Genomic DNA, 14,073 nt, shown 5'->3' with positions numbered 1-14,073 from the left:
CTGGTTCGGGTCGAGGGGCGAACAGCCCCCCGCGGGGTCCGGGGCGGCGCCCCGGCGCGGCGGCCTAAGGCACGATGCAGCCGAGCCGCGTGAAGAACACGTGTTGATCGCCTTCGCGGTCGTCGCGGAAGAGGATGCCGACGTTGCCGTCGGGGCCGAATGTGGCGATCGGGTAGATGCTGTCGCGCTTGGCGAACGTGACGCGTTGCTCGGGGCCGGAGGGGTTCAGGCTCTGGTCGAGCATGAGCGCGTAGAGCTCGTAGCCGTCGTTTTGATCGCGATCGTCGGCGTAGACGAGCAGCACGCGATCGCCGAGGGCCTTGAGGCTCGGGTAACGCGAGCGGAAGGAGCCTGGGTTCGTGAGCGCCTTGGGCTCGACGAGGATGTTGCCGTCCTCGTCCACGACGGCGCCGTAGATGGCCTTGGGGTTTGCCGTCTTGTCGAACCACGCCACGACGTACCGATCTTGGTTCCAGACGACCGTGGGGTAGACCGAGTCGCTGCTCCCCTGCGTGAGCGAGACGGCCTGCGATCGCGGCGTGAGATCCTGGTTGAAGACCTGGAACTGGATGAAGTGCTGGAGCGCGTCGCCGGGCGCCCAGGCGACGCCGATCGACGAGAGGCCGGCCGCCATCTGCGGCGCTTCGTTGCCCACGTTGAAGGCCTGCGTGAGCTTCACGTTCCCGCCGATCGGAGCGCCGTCGATGGAGAGGCGCTGCGCGTAGAGATCGAAGAGGCCCTCACGCTCGTCTTGCCACGCGACGATGAACTCGCCGCCGGTCCAGCCGAGCGACACGTTGATCGAAAAACCCTCGGCGAAGGAGAGACGCGTGTCGGGCAGGACCTTCGCGCCGCTCTCGTCGAGCAGCGTGAAGTACACCTCGTAGTCGCCGCTGCGACGATCCTGCCACGCGATGCCGTATCGATCGCCGACCCACACGATCGGGCCGCCCGCGTTGTCGCCGTTCTGGAAGACGATCGGCGCCTCGGGGCCGAGCGGGACACCGGTCGGCGCGAGCATGTTGAGGCGCATCGAGAAGCCGGAGACCGTGCCCGTGTACGCCGCCGCGTACGAGGTCCCGCTCCACGCGAGGCCGCCGGTGCCTGCGGGCGCGATGTCGCCCGAGAGGCGGATGGGCTCGTTGAGGAGCGGGATGTACGTCGCGCCGTCGTCGACGACGCCGTTGCAGTCGTTGTCGACGCCGTCGCAGACCTCCGTGCCGCCTGGATACGCGAGCTCGCTCTTGTCGTCGCAGTCGTCGCCGCACGCGTTCGGATCACCCGGCTGCGTGCCGGGGCGCGGGCCGCGGAAGCCGTCGCCGTCGTTGTCCCGCGTGGCGATCTCGTACGTGCACTGCCCCGTCTTCGGGACGCACGCGTCGTCCGTGCAGGGATCGTTGTCGTCGCAAACGATGGGCGGCAGATCGACGCAGAGGCCGCCGTTCCGCGGGGCGCCCGCCTCCGCGCCCGCTGCGAGGTCGCAGTAGACGGGCTCGCAGAGGTTCTTGTGGCCGGGACAATCCGAGTCGACGAAGCAAGGAGGCTGGGGCGGGCCGACGTCGAGCGGCGTGCGCGCGCCGCAGCCGCCCGCCACGATCCCCGCGGCCACCAACGTGCCCGAGAGCGCGGCGAGTGAGAGTCCGATCAGGCTTCGTCCGCCGCGCGCCTTCCGCAAACGCTTCACAGGCATCCGCCGAACCCTTCGACGTCGATCGGCTCGCACACGAGGCCGGACGGGCAGCCGTCGTTTCCATCGAGCGGACAGAGCTGAACACACTGCGTGCCCGAGCCGGTCACGACGCAGGCAAACCCCGCCGCGCACCAGAGGCCCGTGTTGCTGCCGCACGGATCCCCCTGCACGCCGGAGCCCGCGGGCGCGCAGAACGCGCCGTAGACCTCCTGGCCGCAGGGTTCGCTCGGGTACGAGACGAAGATGAAGCACCCATCGCCGGGGAAACAGCCGCTGTTCAGCTGATCGAAGGGATCACACTGGAAGTCCTCGATCGGCGGCGGCGTGGAGGGGCAACCGGGATCGATGTATTCGTCGAACGCGTCCTTGCCCGCGTCCCAGATGGGGCCCGTCGCGGTGCTGCTCGAGGAGTCCCCGCCCTCGCCGCCGCCGCCGCCCTGGCCCTCCGTCTCCCGCACGATCGAGCTGCCGCACCCGCCGAGACCCGCGGCCGGGACGATGAGGCCAAGCGCGGCGGCTACCAAGATAAGCCGCTTCTGCATGCCCGAAGCGTAACCGAATTTTTTCGCGCGCGCCGCGAGGACGAGGCGGGATCGGCGCAGAAAAGATCACTTGCGGGTGACGGTGACCTTCTTGATGACGGGCGGGTTCTCCGGCTTCTCGCGGACCACGGGAACGGAGGCGATCTTGTGCACGACGTCCACCGGCGCGCACTCGCCGAAGATCGTGTAGCCGCCGTCGAGGTGGAACGCCGCCTCGTCCGTGATGAAGAACTGCGCGCTGTTCGTGTTCGGCCCGCGGTTCGCCATGCACAAAAGGCCGGGACGATCGTGGTTCGCGTCCTCCCAGACCTCGTCGGGGATCACGTACCCGGCCTCGCCCGAGCCGTTCTTCTTGGCGTCGCCGCCCTGGATCATGAAGCCCTTGATGATGCGGTGGAAGATCGTGCCGTCGTAGGCGGGCTTCTTCTCCCACTTGCCCTCGGGCGTCTTCCACGGGCGAACGCCGCGCGCGAGGCCGACGAAGTTCGCGACGGTGATGGGCGCCTTGTCCTCGAAGAGCGTGCACTCGAGGTTGCCCTGGTCCGTCTCGATGGTGGCCACGAGGCTCTTGCCCGCGGGCAGGCCTTTCGTGGCGTCGGCGAGGGTCCACTTGCCCTTGACCGGATCGTCCTCGCTCGGCTTGACCTCGGCAACGGGCTTGGCCGAGACCTTCTTCTTCGTGGGCTTCGGCAGCTGGATGCGCGGCCGGGCGCTCTTCTCGGGCTGGCCGGGCGCTTCCTTGTTCTGGATCAGCCCATCGGTCTTGCGTTCGGGGGCCGCCGTGGGCTCGGGAGGGCTCGACTCACAGCCGCTCGCGAGGGCGGTGACGACCAGGGCAGAAGCCGCGGCGAAGGCGGCGAAAGCAGGGCTTTGGATCGAGGGAAGTTTCATAGGAGATCTTTCCCTTGCGGCGAGGCGAGGCGAAGGTCAAGCGCGGGCTCGCATCGTGCTACGAAGGGGCCCGAGCCATGGCCGTCACGAAGCTCTGCATCGCCCTGTCGCTCGGGTTTCTGGTCGTCGCCTGCGAGCCGCGCGTGGAGGAGCCGGTACCGCCCACGCGCGACGCGCGCCCCGAGCCGATCGGGCAAGAAGCCCAGGCCTCGGAAAATCGCCCCTCGAAGGCGCGGTGCATCCACCCGACCGAGGACAAACCCAAGCGCACGCTCGCGCAACCGGGCCCCGATCCGGCGTGTCCGCCCGACGATCTCGCCAAGCCGCCCGTGCTGCGCGAGGGCAAGGTGGTGTTCGCCGACGTGAAGGACCAGACGGTCACCGTGGAGATCGCGCAGCGGGATCACGAGCGCGCCCGCGGGCTCATGTACCGCAAGCACATGGACGAGGAGCGCGGGATGATCTTCGTCTTCGAGCGGAACGAGGTGCACCAGTTCTGGATGCACAACACGTGCATCCCGCTCGACATGCTGTTCGTGGACGCGGACGGCACGATCGTGGGGATCGAGGAGAACACGCCGACGATGAACGACTCGACGTTCTCGGTGCCGTGTCCGTCGCGTTACGTGGTCGAGGTGAACGCGGGGTACTGCCGGCGGCATGGAGTGCGCGCCGGCCAGAAGGTGCGGCTCGAAGGGATCTAGGGCGCGCTGCAGGCGCTCGCGCCGTCACAGCGCACGAAGCAGTCGTTGCAGATCACGCACGAGGCGTACTGGTTGAAGAGGTTCGCCCCGGTCGGGTAAGCCGACTCGCAGCTCGTGAAGCAGGCCGTGTCGCCATCCGCGCACCCGTCGATGCACGTGACGAAGTCACTACAATCGAGGCTGTCGGCGCAGGCTCCGTACTCGGACAAGCAGAGGCCGTCGGCGCTCTCGCGCGAACACACGGAGCACGTGGAGCAGTCGGACGTGGTCATGTCGCAGGTGGTCATGGGGACGCCGCCGCCGCTCCCGCCGCTGCCACCCGAGCCGCTGCTGCTCGAACTCGAGCCGGGTCCAGGACCACCCCAGTCGTCGCCTCCCTCGCCGCCTCCGCCGCCCACGCCGCCGGTCGAACCTTTGGCGCAAGCGAACACGTTGAGCGCGAGAAAAGAGCAAGCGACGGCGAAGATCGAACGCGCGGACATCATGAATCCTCCTGCCGCGCGATGGGGCGCGGCGCCGGGGTATCGACGAGCCATCGTCGCACGAATTCGAGGAAAAAAGGACGAAGGGGCGAGGCGCGCGACGGCTTTCGAAGCCAACGCAAGGCGCGGGTCTTGGCACGCTTTTGTTGGTTTCGGTATACGAGGAATGCGTGGTTGCTTTCGTCGTTCCACATGAGCCAGTCCCTCCCGTCGACGCGCTGAAAGACGGGCTCGCCGCGCTCGCGGAGAAGGCGCGCGCGAAGGTGCGCCCGAATGATCTCGAGGCTCGCGATCCGCGCTTCATCGAGCGCGCGATGCCGCTGCTCGGGATGCTCTACGACCACTACTTCCGCGCCGAGACCGAGCTCGAAGAGCCGTTCGATCCCGGGCCCGCGCTCGTGGTCGGCAACCACAACGCGATGACCGGAACGCCGGACATGTTCTGTCACATGCTCGCGTTCTGGAGGCTTTACTCGCCCGCGCGTGTCTCGTACGGGCTGATGCACGACGTGCCGTTCCGCTTCCCCGGCGCGGGCGCGTGGCTGAACGCCGCGGGCGCGATCGCGGCGAGCCCCGACAACGCGGCGCGCGCGCTCGATCGAGGTGCGGCGGTGCTCGTGTTCCCGGGCGGCGACATCGACGCGTGCAAGCCGTTCTCGCGACGCTACGAGATCGAGTTCGGCAAGCGCCGCGGCTTCGTGCGCACGGCGCTCAGGCACCAGGTGCCGATCGTGCCCGTGGTGAGCGTGGGCGCGCATCACTCGCTCTACATCTGGACCGATGGGCGGCGCATCGCGGAGGCGCTCAAGCTGCCGATGCTCGCGCGATCGAACGTGGCGCCGCTCGGCGTGGCGCTGCCGTGGGGGATCATCGCGGGCATTCCGCTGCCGCACCTGCCGCCGCCCGTGAAAATCCACACGCGGATCCTCGCGCCGATCCGCACCGATCTGCCGCCCTCCGCGGCCGAGGATCCCGACGCGGTGGAGGATCTTTTCGAACGCGTACGAAGCGCGATGCAGCGGACGATGAACGATCTGAAGCTGCAAGGGCGCCACGGCTTGTTCCCGGCCTCATGAAGACGCTCGCGCCGCTCGTCGCGCTCTCGATCGTGGCCCTCGCCTCCCCGGCGAGCGCGGTGGCCGTGGGCGGCGCGACGCCGTCGCCGGTGGTGCACGAGGACTACGTGATCGTGAGTCACGACGAGGCGAGCGGGCGTGAGCACGTGCTCTACGCCGCGCGCCTCGCGCCCGCCGCGCCGCGCGTGCTCCTCGGCTTGCCGACGCCGAGTACGCCGACGATCGAGCCGCTCCCGAAGCTCGATCTCGCCGCGCTCGTGCATGCGCTCGTCGAACCGTACGAGCGACGCACCCGCGGACGCGCGCCGGCGCCTCCGGCCGCGTGGGTGATGGAGCGATCGACGCTCTCGGGCTTCGTCGTCGGCCCCTCCGCGGGCGAGCAGCCGTTCGACGCGGCGTGGACGAAGAGCTACGTGGATCGGAATTTTTCGTTCGCCGTGCTCGACGTGGTCACGCCGCCGGGAGGCTCGCTGGAGATCATGACGCCGGCCGCGCACGTCTCGTTCGACACGCCTCGCGTGATCGTCGCGCGTCGCGAACCGCCGCGCGCGGAGCCACCTCCGGACGAAGCGCAGGAAGGCGCGGTGCTCCCGCTCGTGGTGGAGTCGGTGCGGGCCGAACCGAAAGCCGTGGCGCCGAGCAGCGAGGCGATCGCGCGTGTCCTCCGCGCGCGGAGCGGGCCGATCCTCGATTGTTACGAGCGGTTCCTCGAACATCGCCCCGAGGCCACGAAGGTGACGATCGAGGCTTCGATCCGGCCGAAAGGCGACACGGCATCGTTGCGATCCCCGGGCGAGCGTGACGGCGATGAGACGACGCGCGAGCTCTCGAGGTGTGTCGTGACGACCCTCCGCGCGCGGCAGTTCCCGCGGACGGACGAGGGCTGGAAGTTCTCCGCGGATCTCGCGTTCAAGCCGCCGCGCACGCCCGCGCGCCGCACGCACGTCGTGCTCGTCGGGCCCTCGCGGTACGTGTGGAAGGATCCGCCCGCATCGGCGCGTCTGCTGCACGATTTCGAGGCAAAAGCGGAGGATGTCGCGCGCGCCATGACACCCGAACGGCTCCGCGCGCTCGGGCTCCCCGAAGGCAAACGCATGTGGATCTCGCACTGGCTCGACCGGGACGTGCGACGCGCGCTCGCCGAGGACGCGATCTTCGACCGCGAGGATCTGCCCGCGGACGGCGAGCCCGGCACGCTCTCGGCGCCCACGCAGAAGCCGCCCGAGGTTCGTCCCACGGCGGAAAAAGCGCGCGAGAAGCCGCGCGCACGTTCACGCGGCAAGCGTACGCGCGGCGTCCTCGTCGCGGCCACGGCGCTCGTGTTCACGGTCGCCCTCGCTCTCTGGCTCGCGAGAGACGAACGTCCTTCGGCGTGAAGCGGCTTGCCCCTTGCGCTCGCCCGCGGCTGCATCCATGGATTTCCGAGGAGGCCTCCATGAACGTCGTGATCAAGTACTGCCACGTCTGAAACTACAAGCCCCGGGCCGTGAGTTTCGCGGCCGCCATCAAGGATGCGTTCGACGTCGACAGCAAGCTCGAGATCGGAAAGCCCAGTCAGTTCGACGTGATCGTCGACGGCGAGCTGATCTTCTCGAAGCAGTCGGCAGGGCGGTTCCCGGAGATCCAGGAGGTGCTCGACGCCATGTCGAAGCGCGCGGCCGGCTGACCGCCGCGAGCGACAAACCGGCCGCGGCTTGACGGCCGTGCGTCGATGAGGTCCCCTATCCTGGATGCGCCGCTCCCTCGCGCTTCCCTTCCCTGCCTTGCTGCTCCTCGCGCTCGCCGGGTGCGGCGATCTCGACACCTTCGTCCCAGATATCCCCGGGTTCAGCGGTCCGGCGGGCGTCGTCGAAGGAACGCTGACCTACGCGGGTCCGCCGCCGTGCACGGAGAACGGCCGGGTCGTCGGCGCGGCCGTCGTGCTCGCGTTCGACAAGCGCCTCCTGCCGCCGCCCTCGGGCCTCGGCACGGGCGCCGCGAGCCTCGACGCGATCCCGGGGGACGTGCTCTTCGCGAGCATCCGCGACAAACTCGTCTTCGACAAGGACGGCAAGCTCCGCTGCCCCGATCCTTCGGCGCCGAACGTCACCGCGAGCGGAACGTGGACGATCGCGCCGCTGAGCGGCGGGACGTACCAGTTCCGCGGGTTTTACGATCGCGATGGCGACTTCAACCCGGCCTTCTCCATCTCGAACCTGCCGACGGCCGGCGACGTGGGCGGCGGCGCGATCGACAACGCAGCCGAGGTGCTCATGGGCGCGGCGCCAGAGTACACGGAGGTCAACGTCGGCGAGCCCGACGGCAAGGGAAACCTCGTGATCCCGCCGGTCGGCGTGCACGTGCCCGGCGTCGGCGTGACGCTCGGGCAAGTGCTCCCGCTCGAACGCCCCGTGTTTTACCCGTCGGCCGTGGACGACAGCGTCGCGGGCAACACCGATCCGCGCAAGGTCGTGGTGCCGTCGGACTTCGAGTTCGCCACGTTCCCCCCGAACGACGCGTCGTTCATCCGCATCACGTTCTCGGCGGGCGTCGATCCGACCGAGATCGACGCAGCCGCCATCACGCCGTTTTTCATGCCCGTGAAGGATCCCGCCGCGACGCTCTACATGGCGGTCGAGGACGTGAACGGCGACGGCCTGCTCAACAACGAGGATCACGTGGTCGAGTCGGCGAACGTGCCGCAGCTCTACCCGACGTCCGTGTTCTCGAAGATCAACGCGCCGCGGCTCGCAAACGACAAGCGCATCGAGACGCAAGCGCGGCCGCGCGTGATCATGCAGGGGCTGACGCTCCTGAAGAACCTGCTGCTCACGGCGACGAAGCTGCCGCCCGCGATGCCGGATCCGATGAACCCGCCGTTCCAGTCGGCCGAGCCCGAGGTGACGGTCGCGGTGCGGCCAGCAGCGATCTGCATCGATCCGGTCGATGCATCGAAGAAGGGCGTGTTCGTGCTGAGCCGCAAGACGGCCGCAGACGGGACGGCGATCATCGCCGATGAAGAGGCCTTGAAGCAGAGCCTCGCGGCGCGCTTCGGGCGCCCGTTCGACATCGTCTACGGCTGCCTGCCGGAAGGGCAGTACTCGATGAACCTCGTCTATCCGACGGGGCAAGCCTGGAGCGTGCCGAACGAGGCCGGCGTGTGTGCGCTCGCCGAGCCGCAGACGTCCGACGGCAAGACATGCAAGGCCGTGACGAACTCACGCCCGAGGCTCGTGTCGCAAGACGCGATGCTCATCGTGGGCGCGCCGAAGGACGCCGCGTACTGCAAGGCGAATCCGACGCCGGCGGCGTGTACCGGGCTCTGACGGCGTAGCGCCGGGGTTTCACCCCGGACCCGACGAGGGGCTGTCCGCCCCTCGACCCGGACCAGGGCCAGCCCTGGACCTCGGGTGCATCGACCGCGATGCGGTCGATGCAAGAGATTTCAGCCCCACCAGTAAGATAGTTTGGCCAGCAACGTTTCTTCGGAGGCGCGGGGGCCGAGCCATCCGAAGTCGAAGCCCGCTGCGCGCCGGCCGAGAGGCGCGCGTCCGTCGCCTTGCGCGTGCGTGTACACGAGGAACAACGTCGAGCCGAGCCGGTACTCCCAGCGCAGGACGATGTTCGCGTTGATCGATCCGCCCTCCCAGTCGGGATCGTCGTCGAGCGGCGATCCGAACGGCAGGAGCTCCGCGAGGCGCGCGACCTTGCCCGGTCCACGCGCCTTCGAAAGGGTGAAGCCGTCGAAGCTCTGCGCTTCGAGGAAGGCCTGCGCGTAGGCCTGGAGCGATAGCCGCGGCGTGAACGTGTACGTCGCGCGCATCGTGAGCCCGAGGCTCTGCGCCCGCAGTCGGCCGAAGACGTGGCCCGCGCCGATCGTCGTGACGTACCGCGGCTCGCCGCGCGTGTAGAGGAAGGTCGGGATCAGATCGAGGTCGAGCTGCGGCAGGATACGCACGGACAAACGGCCGTCGGCTTCCACGTTGATGCCGGTCTCGATGCCCTGGACCATCACCCACGCCTCGCCGTTCACGAGGCGCCGGCCATCGGTCGCGACCCAGAGCTCGCCGCCGAAGAGGGGCGCGCGCTCGAGCGCCGTGCCATCGCCGACCTCGCGATCGTCGAAGCGCGAGGGCTTGGCGTGGATGGCGGTGAAGCTCTCCCAGAAGTTCGCCCAGCGCGTGTAGTTGCCGAGCACGAGCATGCGCTCCTGCGTGAGCCAGTCGAGCGTGTCGCGCTCGACCGCGTCGACGAACGTCTCGGTCTCGAGCGTCACCCACCACGGATCGAGCGTCCGGTAGCGGACGGACGCGGTGAACGCGTGGAGGTTCTGCCGCTGCATGTAGCCGACGTCGTTGTAGTCGACCTTGCGGCCATGCCCGGCGTACTCGGCGTTGAAGGTCCAGTGCTTGCCGCCCTCCTTCGCGACACGCGCCTGCACCGCAGGGCCGATGTCGCCGGAAGAGATGACGGTGCCGTCGGGCAGGGTGCGCGGCGGGCCGTCATGCACGAGCGAGGCGATGGCTTGTCCGCTGATCACGTACTCGCCGCCGGGCGAACGCCAGCGGCCGTCGACGCCCGCCACGTAGGCGTCGTGGAAGCAACGCGCGCCCTGCGCGACGAGTTGTTCCTTGGGACAAAGCACGCGCGTTTGGCCGCTGCCAGAAGCGGCCCCGACGGTGGGGTACGCGGACGGCGTCTCGAAGCGGCTCTTCGCCGTGGCCATGAAGCCGAGCGAGGCGCGAGGGCCGAAGTCCTTGCGGAGGCGAAGGACCTTGAACGCGGCGAGCGGCTCGGCGACGCGCGAGACGAAGCTGCCGTCACCGCGCTTCACGTCGACGAGGACGGGCGCGGTGACGCCGAGCAGCTCGAATGCCGACACGCCCTCCGCGAGTTCGCCCGAGAGCTTCGCCGCGGCGTACACCGTGGCCGGCGTCGAAGATCCCACGGCTTCCTCGTCGTCGCGCACGGCCGGCGTGCCCGGCGCGCGGCCGATCCTGCGCGTGTAGACGAGCTTGAAGGGCGTCGCGAGGTTGTCCGAGCCCTCCAGGAAAAACGGCCTGCGTTCCGGGAAAAACCGTTCGAAGTTGCTGAGGTTGAGGACGACCTGGTCGGCCTCGACCTGACCGAAGTCCGGGAAGATCGTGGCGTCGAGGGTGAGGCTCTGCGAGGGATGCCACTTCAGATCGAGCCCCGCCGAGCCCGCGGGGAACACGCCGGCGCCGCGGCTCTCGGCCTCGCTCTCGCTGTAGCGGAGAGCGCCGACGAGGAAGGGCCTGAGCTCGAGCGCGGCCTTGGGCCGGAGGCCGGAGAGGCCGTCGAGCTTGCCGTAGCGCGACACTTCGCCGCCGGCGTCGCGCGGGATGAACGTCCACTCGTCGACCTCCTGCAGCATGGAGACGCGGCGACGGACCTGCAGGCCGAAGCTCTGCGTGGGTAGATCGCGAAAGCGCAGGATCCGGAGCGGGATCTTGAACTCGGCCGACCAGCCGTGTTTGGTGCGCGCGGTGCGCGCGTCCCAGATTTCGTCCCACTCGCGCGAGATCTCGGTGTCGTTGAAGCGCAGCGCGTCGGAGAGGACGCCGGCCGCGTTGACTTCGAACTCGAGCGCGCTCCGGCCATCACCGCGCGTGTCGAGCGTGACCGTCACGGCGTCGGCCTCGACCTGGCGATCGCGCCGCGTGAGGCGCGCGATGATCTCGTCGTCCGTCTGCTCGCAGTCGATGCCGACGTAGACGGCCTCGTCATCGTACACGACGCGCACGAGCGTGCGGTAACGCGGTTTGTCGCCGGGCGTGGGGAGCTTCTGCGTGAAGGCGTCGCTGCCCTTGGCGCGTTTCCAGGTGAGCTCGTCGAGGCGGCCGTCGAGGACCGGTGGCGTGGAGACGCGCGTCGCGGTGAGGTGCGGCGTGGCCACCTGGGTGGTCACCGCGAAAAGCGCGGGCAGGAGAGACATGGCGGGAGATGGACGCCGAACGTATCACCGCGTGACGCCCGGACGGACGGCGGATGCGCGCGGAGAGCCGCGGCGCCTCAGCAGACGTCGTCGATCGCGGCCACGGTCTGCGCGAGATCGTGCGTGGGCGCGTAGCCGAGATCGTTTCGCGCGCGCGTGTCGTCGACCATGCACACGTAGCGGATGTGATCGATCTCCGGCGCGGGGAACGAGGTGGCCCGGTACTGCCAGAGCTTGCGGACGACGCCCTGCGCGATCCCATGCGGGATGGCGACACGCGAGCGTCCGGTCATGCCGACGAGGCGCGACAAGGGCAGCGGCGGCGGCCCCGCGATGTTGTAGATGCCGCGCGCGCCCGGCATGAGCGCGCGGGCGATGGCGCTGACGACGTCGTCCTGGTGGATGACTTGCACCATCGGATCGAAGCCGAGCAGCGTGGGGATGACGGGCAAGCGCAGGTAGTTCGAAGGCGCGTTGCGCACGGCGCCGAGGATGTGGACGGGTCGGAGGATCACGGTCTCGGTGCGCGGCCTCTTCCAGAAGAACGACTGCGCGAGCATGTCGACCTCGATGAGATCGCGGATCTCGCTGAACGAGGCCCCGCCGAGGAGAGGCGCGTCCTCCGTGAGGAACTGCGGGTTGTCCGGGCGAGGGCCGTACACGTTGGCGCTCGAAAGAACGACGAGCTTCGGAATGTCGTAGTGCGCGACGTACTCGAGGAGGCGCTGCAGGCCGACGACGTTCCAGCTGTGGTGCTCGACCTGGCTCTCGCGCGGATCGTGCATGACGCCGAGGTGCACGACGGCGGCGAGTCGCTCGTGGCGGAAGACGTCCTGCGTCTTCTTGCGGCGGATGTCGAGCTGGTGATGGACGATGTCCTTCGGTTTGCCCTCAAACGATCGACGATCGATGCCGATCACCGGCCGCTCGCGGTGCAGGTGCCGGGCGAGCCTGCGCCCGAGCCGCCCGCAGATGCCCGTGATGAGCACCGGCAAATGCGAACGATCACTCTCCACGCTCGGCTCGCGTAAAGAGTCCCCATCCACGCTCACGCTCGCCCTGCGCGGCGGCCGCATCGTGAGCCGCGGCGCGATGCGCGTCGCTTCGCCTCCCCCGTTCGTCACGCTCATCCCCCCGATCCCCGATGCTCACCGTGAAGCTCGGGAGCACGTCACGTCAAGCACTTCACGCTGTGCTGCGTTGCCCTCGGTTTGCTACGTTCGCATGCATGCTGGATGCAGCAGCGCGCACCCTCGGCAGGCTCTCGACCTTCGCGACGCACGAGGCCTTCCCGATCGCGCGCTCGGCCCTCGGCGTCGCCCAAGACGGAATCGGCGAGCTCGGGATCAAGCTGCTCGGCCGCGACTTCGAGGAGCGCCTGCGTCGTGTCCCGATCCCCTTGGGAGGCGGCGGCGTCGATCCCTTCGGGCTCGATCCGGAGTGGGCGAAGTACGCGATCGGTGTCACGGCGTTCTTCCACCGGTTCTACTTCCGCACGATCGTCAGCGGGATCGAGCGCGTGCCCGCGTCGCGTGTCCTGCTCGTGGCGAACCATTCGGGGCAGATCCCGATGGACGGCGTGATCATCGCGGCCTCGATGTTCCTCGACGCGGAGCCGCCGCGCATCGTGCGGAGCATGGTGGAGAAGTGGTCGCAGACGCTCCCGTTCGTCTCGACGTTCTTCTCGCGTGTGGGGCAGGTCGTGGGCGTGCCCGAGAACGCGCGCCGGCTGCTCGAGCTCGGCGAGGCGATCCTCGTGTTCCCCGAGGGCGTGCGGGGCGTGACGAAGACGTTCGCCGAGCGCTACAAGCTCACGGACTTCGGGCTCGGCTTCATGCGCCTTGCGCTCGAGACGAACACGCCGATCGTGCCCGTGGCCGTGATCGGCGCGGAGGAGCAGTACGTCTCGCTCGGCAATCTCCGTCGCGTGGCGAAGACGCTGCACTTGCCGAGCTTTCCGATCCTGCCGCAGCTCCTCTTGCCGGGCGGGATCCTCCCCTTGCCCACGCGCTACAGGATCACGTTCGGCGAGCCCATGCGCTTCGACGGCGATCCCGACGACGACGACGCGATCATCGAAGAGAAGGTCCTCCGCGTGAAGGCGACCATCCAGTCGATGTTGAACCGCGGGCTGAAGGAGCGGAGGTCGGTGTTCTGGTGAGGCGGGGGCGGCGGGACCGCCCCCTCGAGCTCATCAGGATTCGTCGTCGAGGAGCTCGGCCTCTTCGAGCTCTTCGCCCTGGGCCGGCTGCTGCGCGGCTTGCTGCTGCGCGTACGCCTGCTGCTGCTGCGCGTACGCCTGCTGCTGCGCGTAGTACGCCGCGTACGCCTGCTGCTGCGCGTACGCCTCCGGCGTTTGCGCGGCTTGCTGTTGCGCATAGGCCTGCTGCTGCGCGTAGTACGCTGCGTACGCCTGCTGCTGCGCGTACGCCTCTTCCGGCGTCTGCGCGGGCTGCTGCTGCGCGTACGCCTGCTGCTGCTGCGCTTGCGGATCCACGTACGCAGGCTGGGGAGCCGGCTCGGCCTGGACGTATGCCGGAGGCGCCACGACCATCGGCGGAGGCGCAGCCAAGGCCGCCGCGGGCGCGATGGGCGTCGGCTCGTTGTCGTTCGGGGGCTGCCACGTCGGAGCCGCGGGCGGCGGAGCGACCGCAGGCGGCGGCGCGGACGGCGTGGGGACCGCAGCAGGCGGCGGCGTGGACGGCCCCGCGTGCGCAGGCGGCGGCGGCGGCGCGGTTGCCCTCGCGTACGCA

General features: G+C 69.1%; 11 protein-coding genes and 2 pseudogenes. 6 read left to right on the top strand and 7 right to left on the bottom strand.

What is annotated here, in order from left to right; all coding sequences use genetic code 11:
* Positions 1 to 64: 64 nt before the first annotated feature.
* From QHF83_RS37595 to QHF83_RS37585, 3 genes are all read right to left on the bottom strand, one after another.
* Positions 65 to 1,690, bottom strand: a complete 1,626-nt coding sequence (locus tag QHF83_RS37595; protein WP_282422874.1) for a putative metal-binding motif-containing protein — start codon at positions 1,688 to 1,690, stop codon at positions 65 to 67.
* Positions 1,681 to 2,232, bottom strand: a complete 552-nt coding sequence (locus QHF83_RS37590) for a hypothetical protein (RefSeq protein WP_272424686.1) — start codon at positions 2,230 to 2,232, stop codon at positions 1,681 to 1,683. Before QHF83_RS37590 ends, QHF83_RS37595 begins: the two co-directional genes overlap by 10 nt.
* Before the next feature lie 66 nt (positions 2,233 to 2,298).
* A complete protein-coding gene (locus tag QHF83_RS37585; RefSeq protein WP_282422873.1) occupies positions 2,299 to 3,123 on the bottom strand; it encodes a peptidylprolyl isomerase in 825 nt (274 codons plus the stop codon).
* A gap of 77 nt (positions 3,124 to 3,200) precedes the next feature.
* On the opposite strand from QHF83_RS37585, the gene QHF83_RS37580 reads away from it, so the two are divergent.
* Positions 3,201 to 3,827: a DUF192 domain-containing protein gene (locus QHF83_RS37580; protein WP_282422872.1), complete on the top strand. Its 627-nt coding sequence runs from the start codon at positions 3,201 to 3,203 to the stop codon at positions 3,825 to 3,827.
* Here the strand turns inward: QHF83_RS37580 and QHF83_RS37575 are convergent.
* Entirely contained in the window at positions 3,824 to 4,312 is a 489-nt protein-coding gene (locus QHF83_RS37575; protein WP_282422871.1) for a hypothetical protein, read from the bottom strand. The genes QHF83_RS37580 and QHF83_RS37575 overlap by 4 nt on opposite strands.
* Positions 4,313 to 4,479: 167 nt before the next feature.
* Between QHF83_RS37575 and QHF83_RS37570 the strand changes: the two genes are divergently transcribed.
* From QHF83_RS37570 to QHF83_RS37555, 4 genes and pseudogenes are all read left to right on the top strand, one after another.
* A complete protein-coding gene (locus QHF83_RS37570) occupies positions 4,480 to 5,385 on the top strand; it encodes a lysophospholipid acyltransferase family protein (protein WP_282422870.1) in 906 nt (301 codons plus the stop codon).
* Positions 5,382 to 6,761, top strand: a complete 1,380-nt coding sequence (locus QHF83_RS37565; RefSeq protein ID WP_282422869.1) for a hypothetical protein — start codon at positions 5,382 to 5,384, stop codon at positions 6,759 to 6,761. The genes QHF83_RS37570 and QHF83_RS37565 overlap by 4 nt, the downstream gene beginning before the upstream one ends.
* 104 nt (positions 6,762 to 6,865) lie before the next feature.
* Positions 6,866 to 7,051, top strand: a pseudogene (locus QHF83_RS37560) (Rdx family protein); the annotation flags it as partial.
* 64 nt (positions 7,052 to 7,115) lie between these two features.
* The gene (locus tag QHF83_RS37555; protein WP_282422868.1) at positions 7,116 to 8,690 is read left to right on the top strand and encodes a hypothetical protein; all 1,575 of its coding nucleotides are present in this window, start codon (positions 7,116 to 7,118) and stop codon (positions 8,688 to 8,690) included.
* 119 nt (positions 8,691 to 8,809) lie between these two features.
* Here the strand turns inward: QHF83_RS37555 and QHF83_RS37550 are convergent, their stop codons facing one another.
* On the bottom strand, positions 8,810 to 11,320 hold the full coding sequence (locus QHF83_RS37550) for a DUF5916 domain-containing protein (RefSeq protein ID WP_282422867.1): 2,511 nt from the start codon (positions 11,318 to 11,320) through the stop codon (positions 8,810 to 8,812).
* A 77-nt stretch (positions 11,321 to 11,397) separates the two neighbouring features.
* Positions 11,398 to 12,450: an NAD-dependent epimerase/dehydratase family protein gene (locus QHF83_RS37545; RefSeq protein ID WP_282422866.1), complete on the bottom strand. Its 1,053-nt coding sequence runs from the start codon at positions 12,448 to 12,450 to the stop codon at positions 11,398 to 11,400.
* Between the two features lie 98 nt (positions 12,451 to 12,548).
* Between QHF83_RS37545 and QHF83_RS37540 the strand changes: the two genes are divergently transcribed.
* A complete protein-coding gene (locus QHF83_RS37540) occupies positions 12,549 to 13,481 on the top strand; it encodes a lysophospholipid acyltransferase family protein (RefSeq protein ID WP_282422865.1) in 933 nt (310 codons plus the stop codon).
* A 33-nt stretch (positions 13,482 to 13,514) separates the two neighbouring features.
* Here QHF83_RS37540 and QHF83_RS37535 read toward each other — a convergent pair.
* Positions 13,515 to 14,073 (bottom strand): annotated as a pseudogene (locus QHF83_RS37535) (hypothetical protein); the annotation flags it as partial.

Origin of the sequence: Polyangium sp. 15x6 (genome assembly GCF_029960785.1) — a bacterium.
Lineage (GTDB): Bacteria > Myxococcota_A > Polyangia > Polyangiales > Polyangiaceae > Polyangium.
The sequence above is the reverse complement of the archived record's forward strand: the minus strand, read 5'-3'. Positions and strand labels throughout refer to the sequence as shown.

Bases quoted from the DNA above. Each gene is read 5' to 3' on its own strand.
- QHF83_RS37550 (WP_282422867.1), bottom strand. From the start codon at position 11,320: ATGTCTCTCCTGCCCGCGCTTTTCGCGGTGACCACCCAGGTGGCCACG.
- QHF83_RS37545 (WP_282422866.1), bottom strand. From the start codon at position 12,450: ATGAGCGTGACGAACGGGGGAGGCGAAGCGACGCGCATCGCGCCGCGG.
- QHF83_RS37540 (WP_282422865.1), top strand. From the start codon at position 12,549: ATGCTGGATGCAGCAGCGCGCACCCTCGGCAGGCTCTCGACCTTCGCG.
- QHF83_RS37555 (WP_282422868.1), top strand. From the start codon at position 7,116: ATGCGCCGCTCCCTCGCGCTTCCCTTCCCTGCCTTGCTGCTCCTCGCG.
- QHF83_RS37580 (WP_282422872.1), top strand. From the start codon at position 3,201: ATGGCCGTCACGAAGCTCTGCATCGCCCTGTCGCTCGGGTTTCTGGTC.
- QHF83_RS37595 (WP_282422874.1), bottom strand. From the start codon at position 1,690: ATGCCTGTGAAGCGTTTGCGGAAGGCGCGCGGCGGACGAAGCCTGATC.
- QHF83_RS37590 (WP_272424686.1), bottom strand. From the start codon at position 2,232: ATGCAGAAGCGGCTTATCTTGGTAGCCGCCGCGCTTGGCCTCATCGTC.
- QHF83_RS37575 (WP_282422871.1), bottom strand. From the start codon at position 4,312: ATGATGTCCGCGCGTTCGATCTTCGCCGTCGCTTGCTCTTTTCTCGCG.
- QHF83_RS37565 (WP_282422869.1), top strand. From the start codon at position 5,382: ATGAAGACGCTCGCGCCGCTCGTCGCGCTCTCGATCGTGGCCCTCGCC.
- QHF83_RS37585 (WP_282422873.1), bottom strand. From the start codon at position 3,123: ATGAAACTTCCCTCGATCCAAAGCCCTGCTTTCGCCGCCTTCGCCGCG.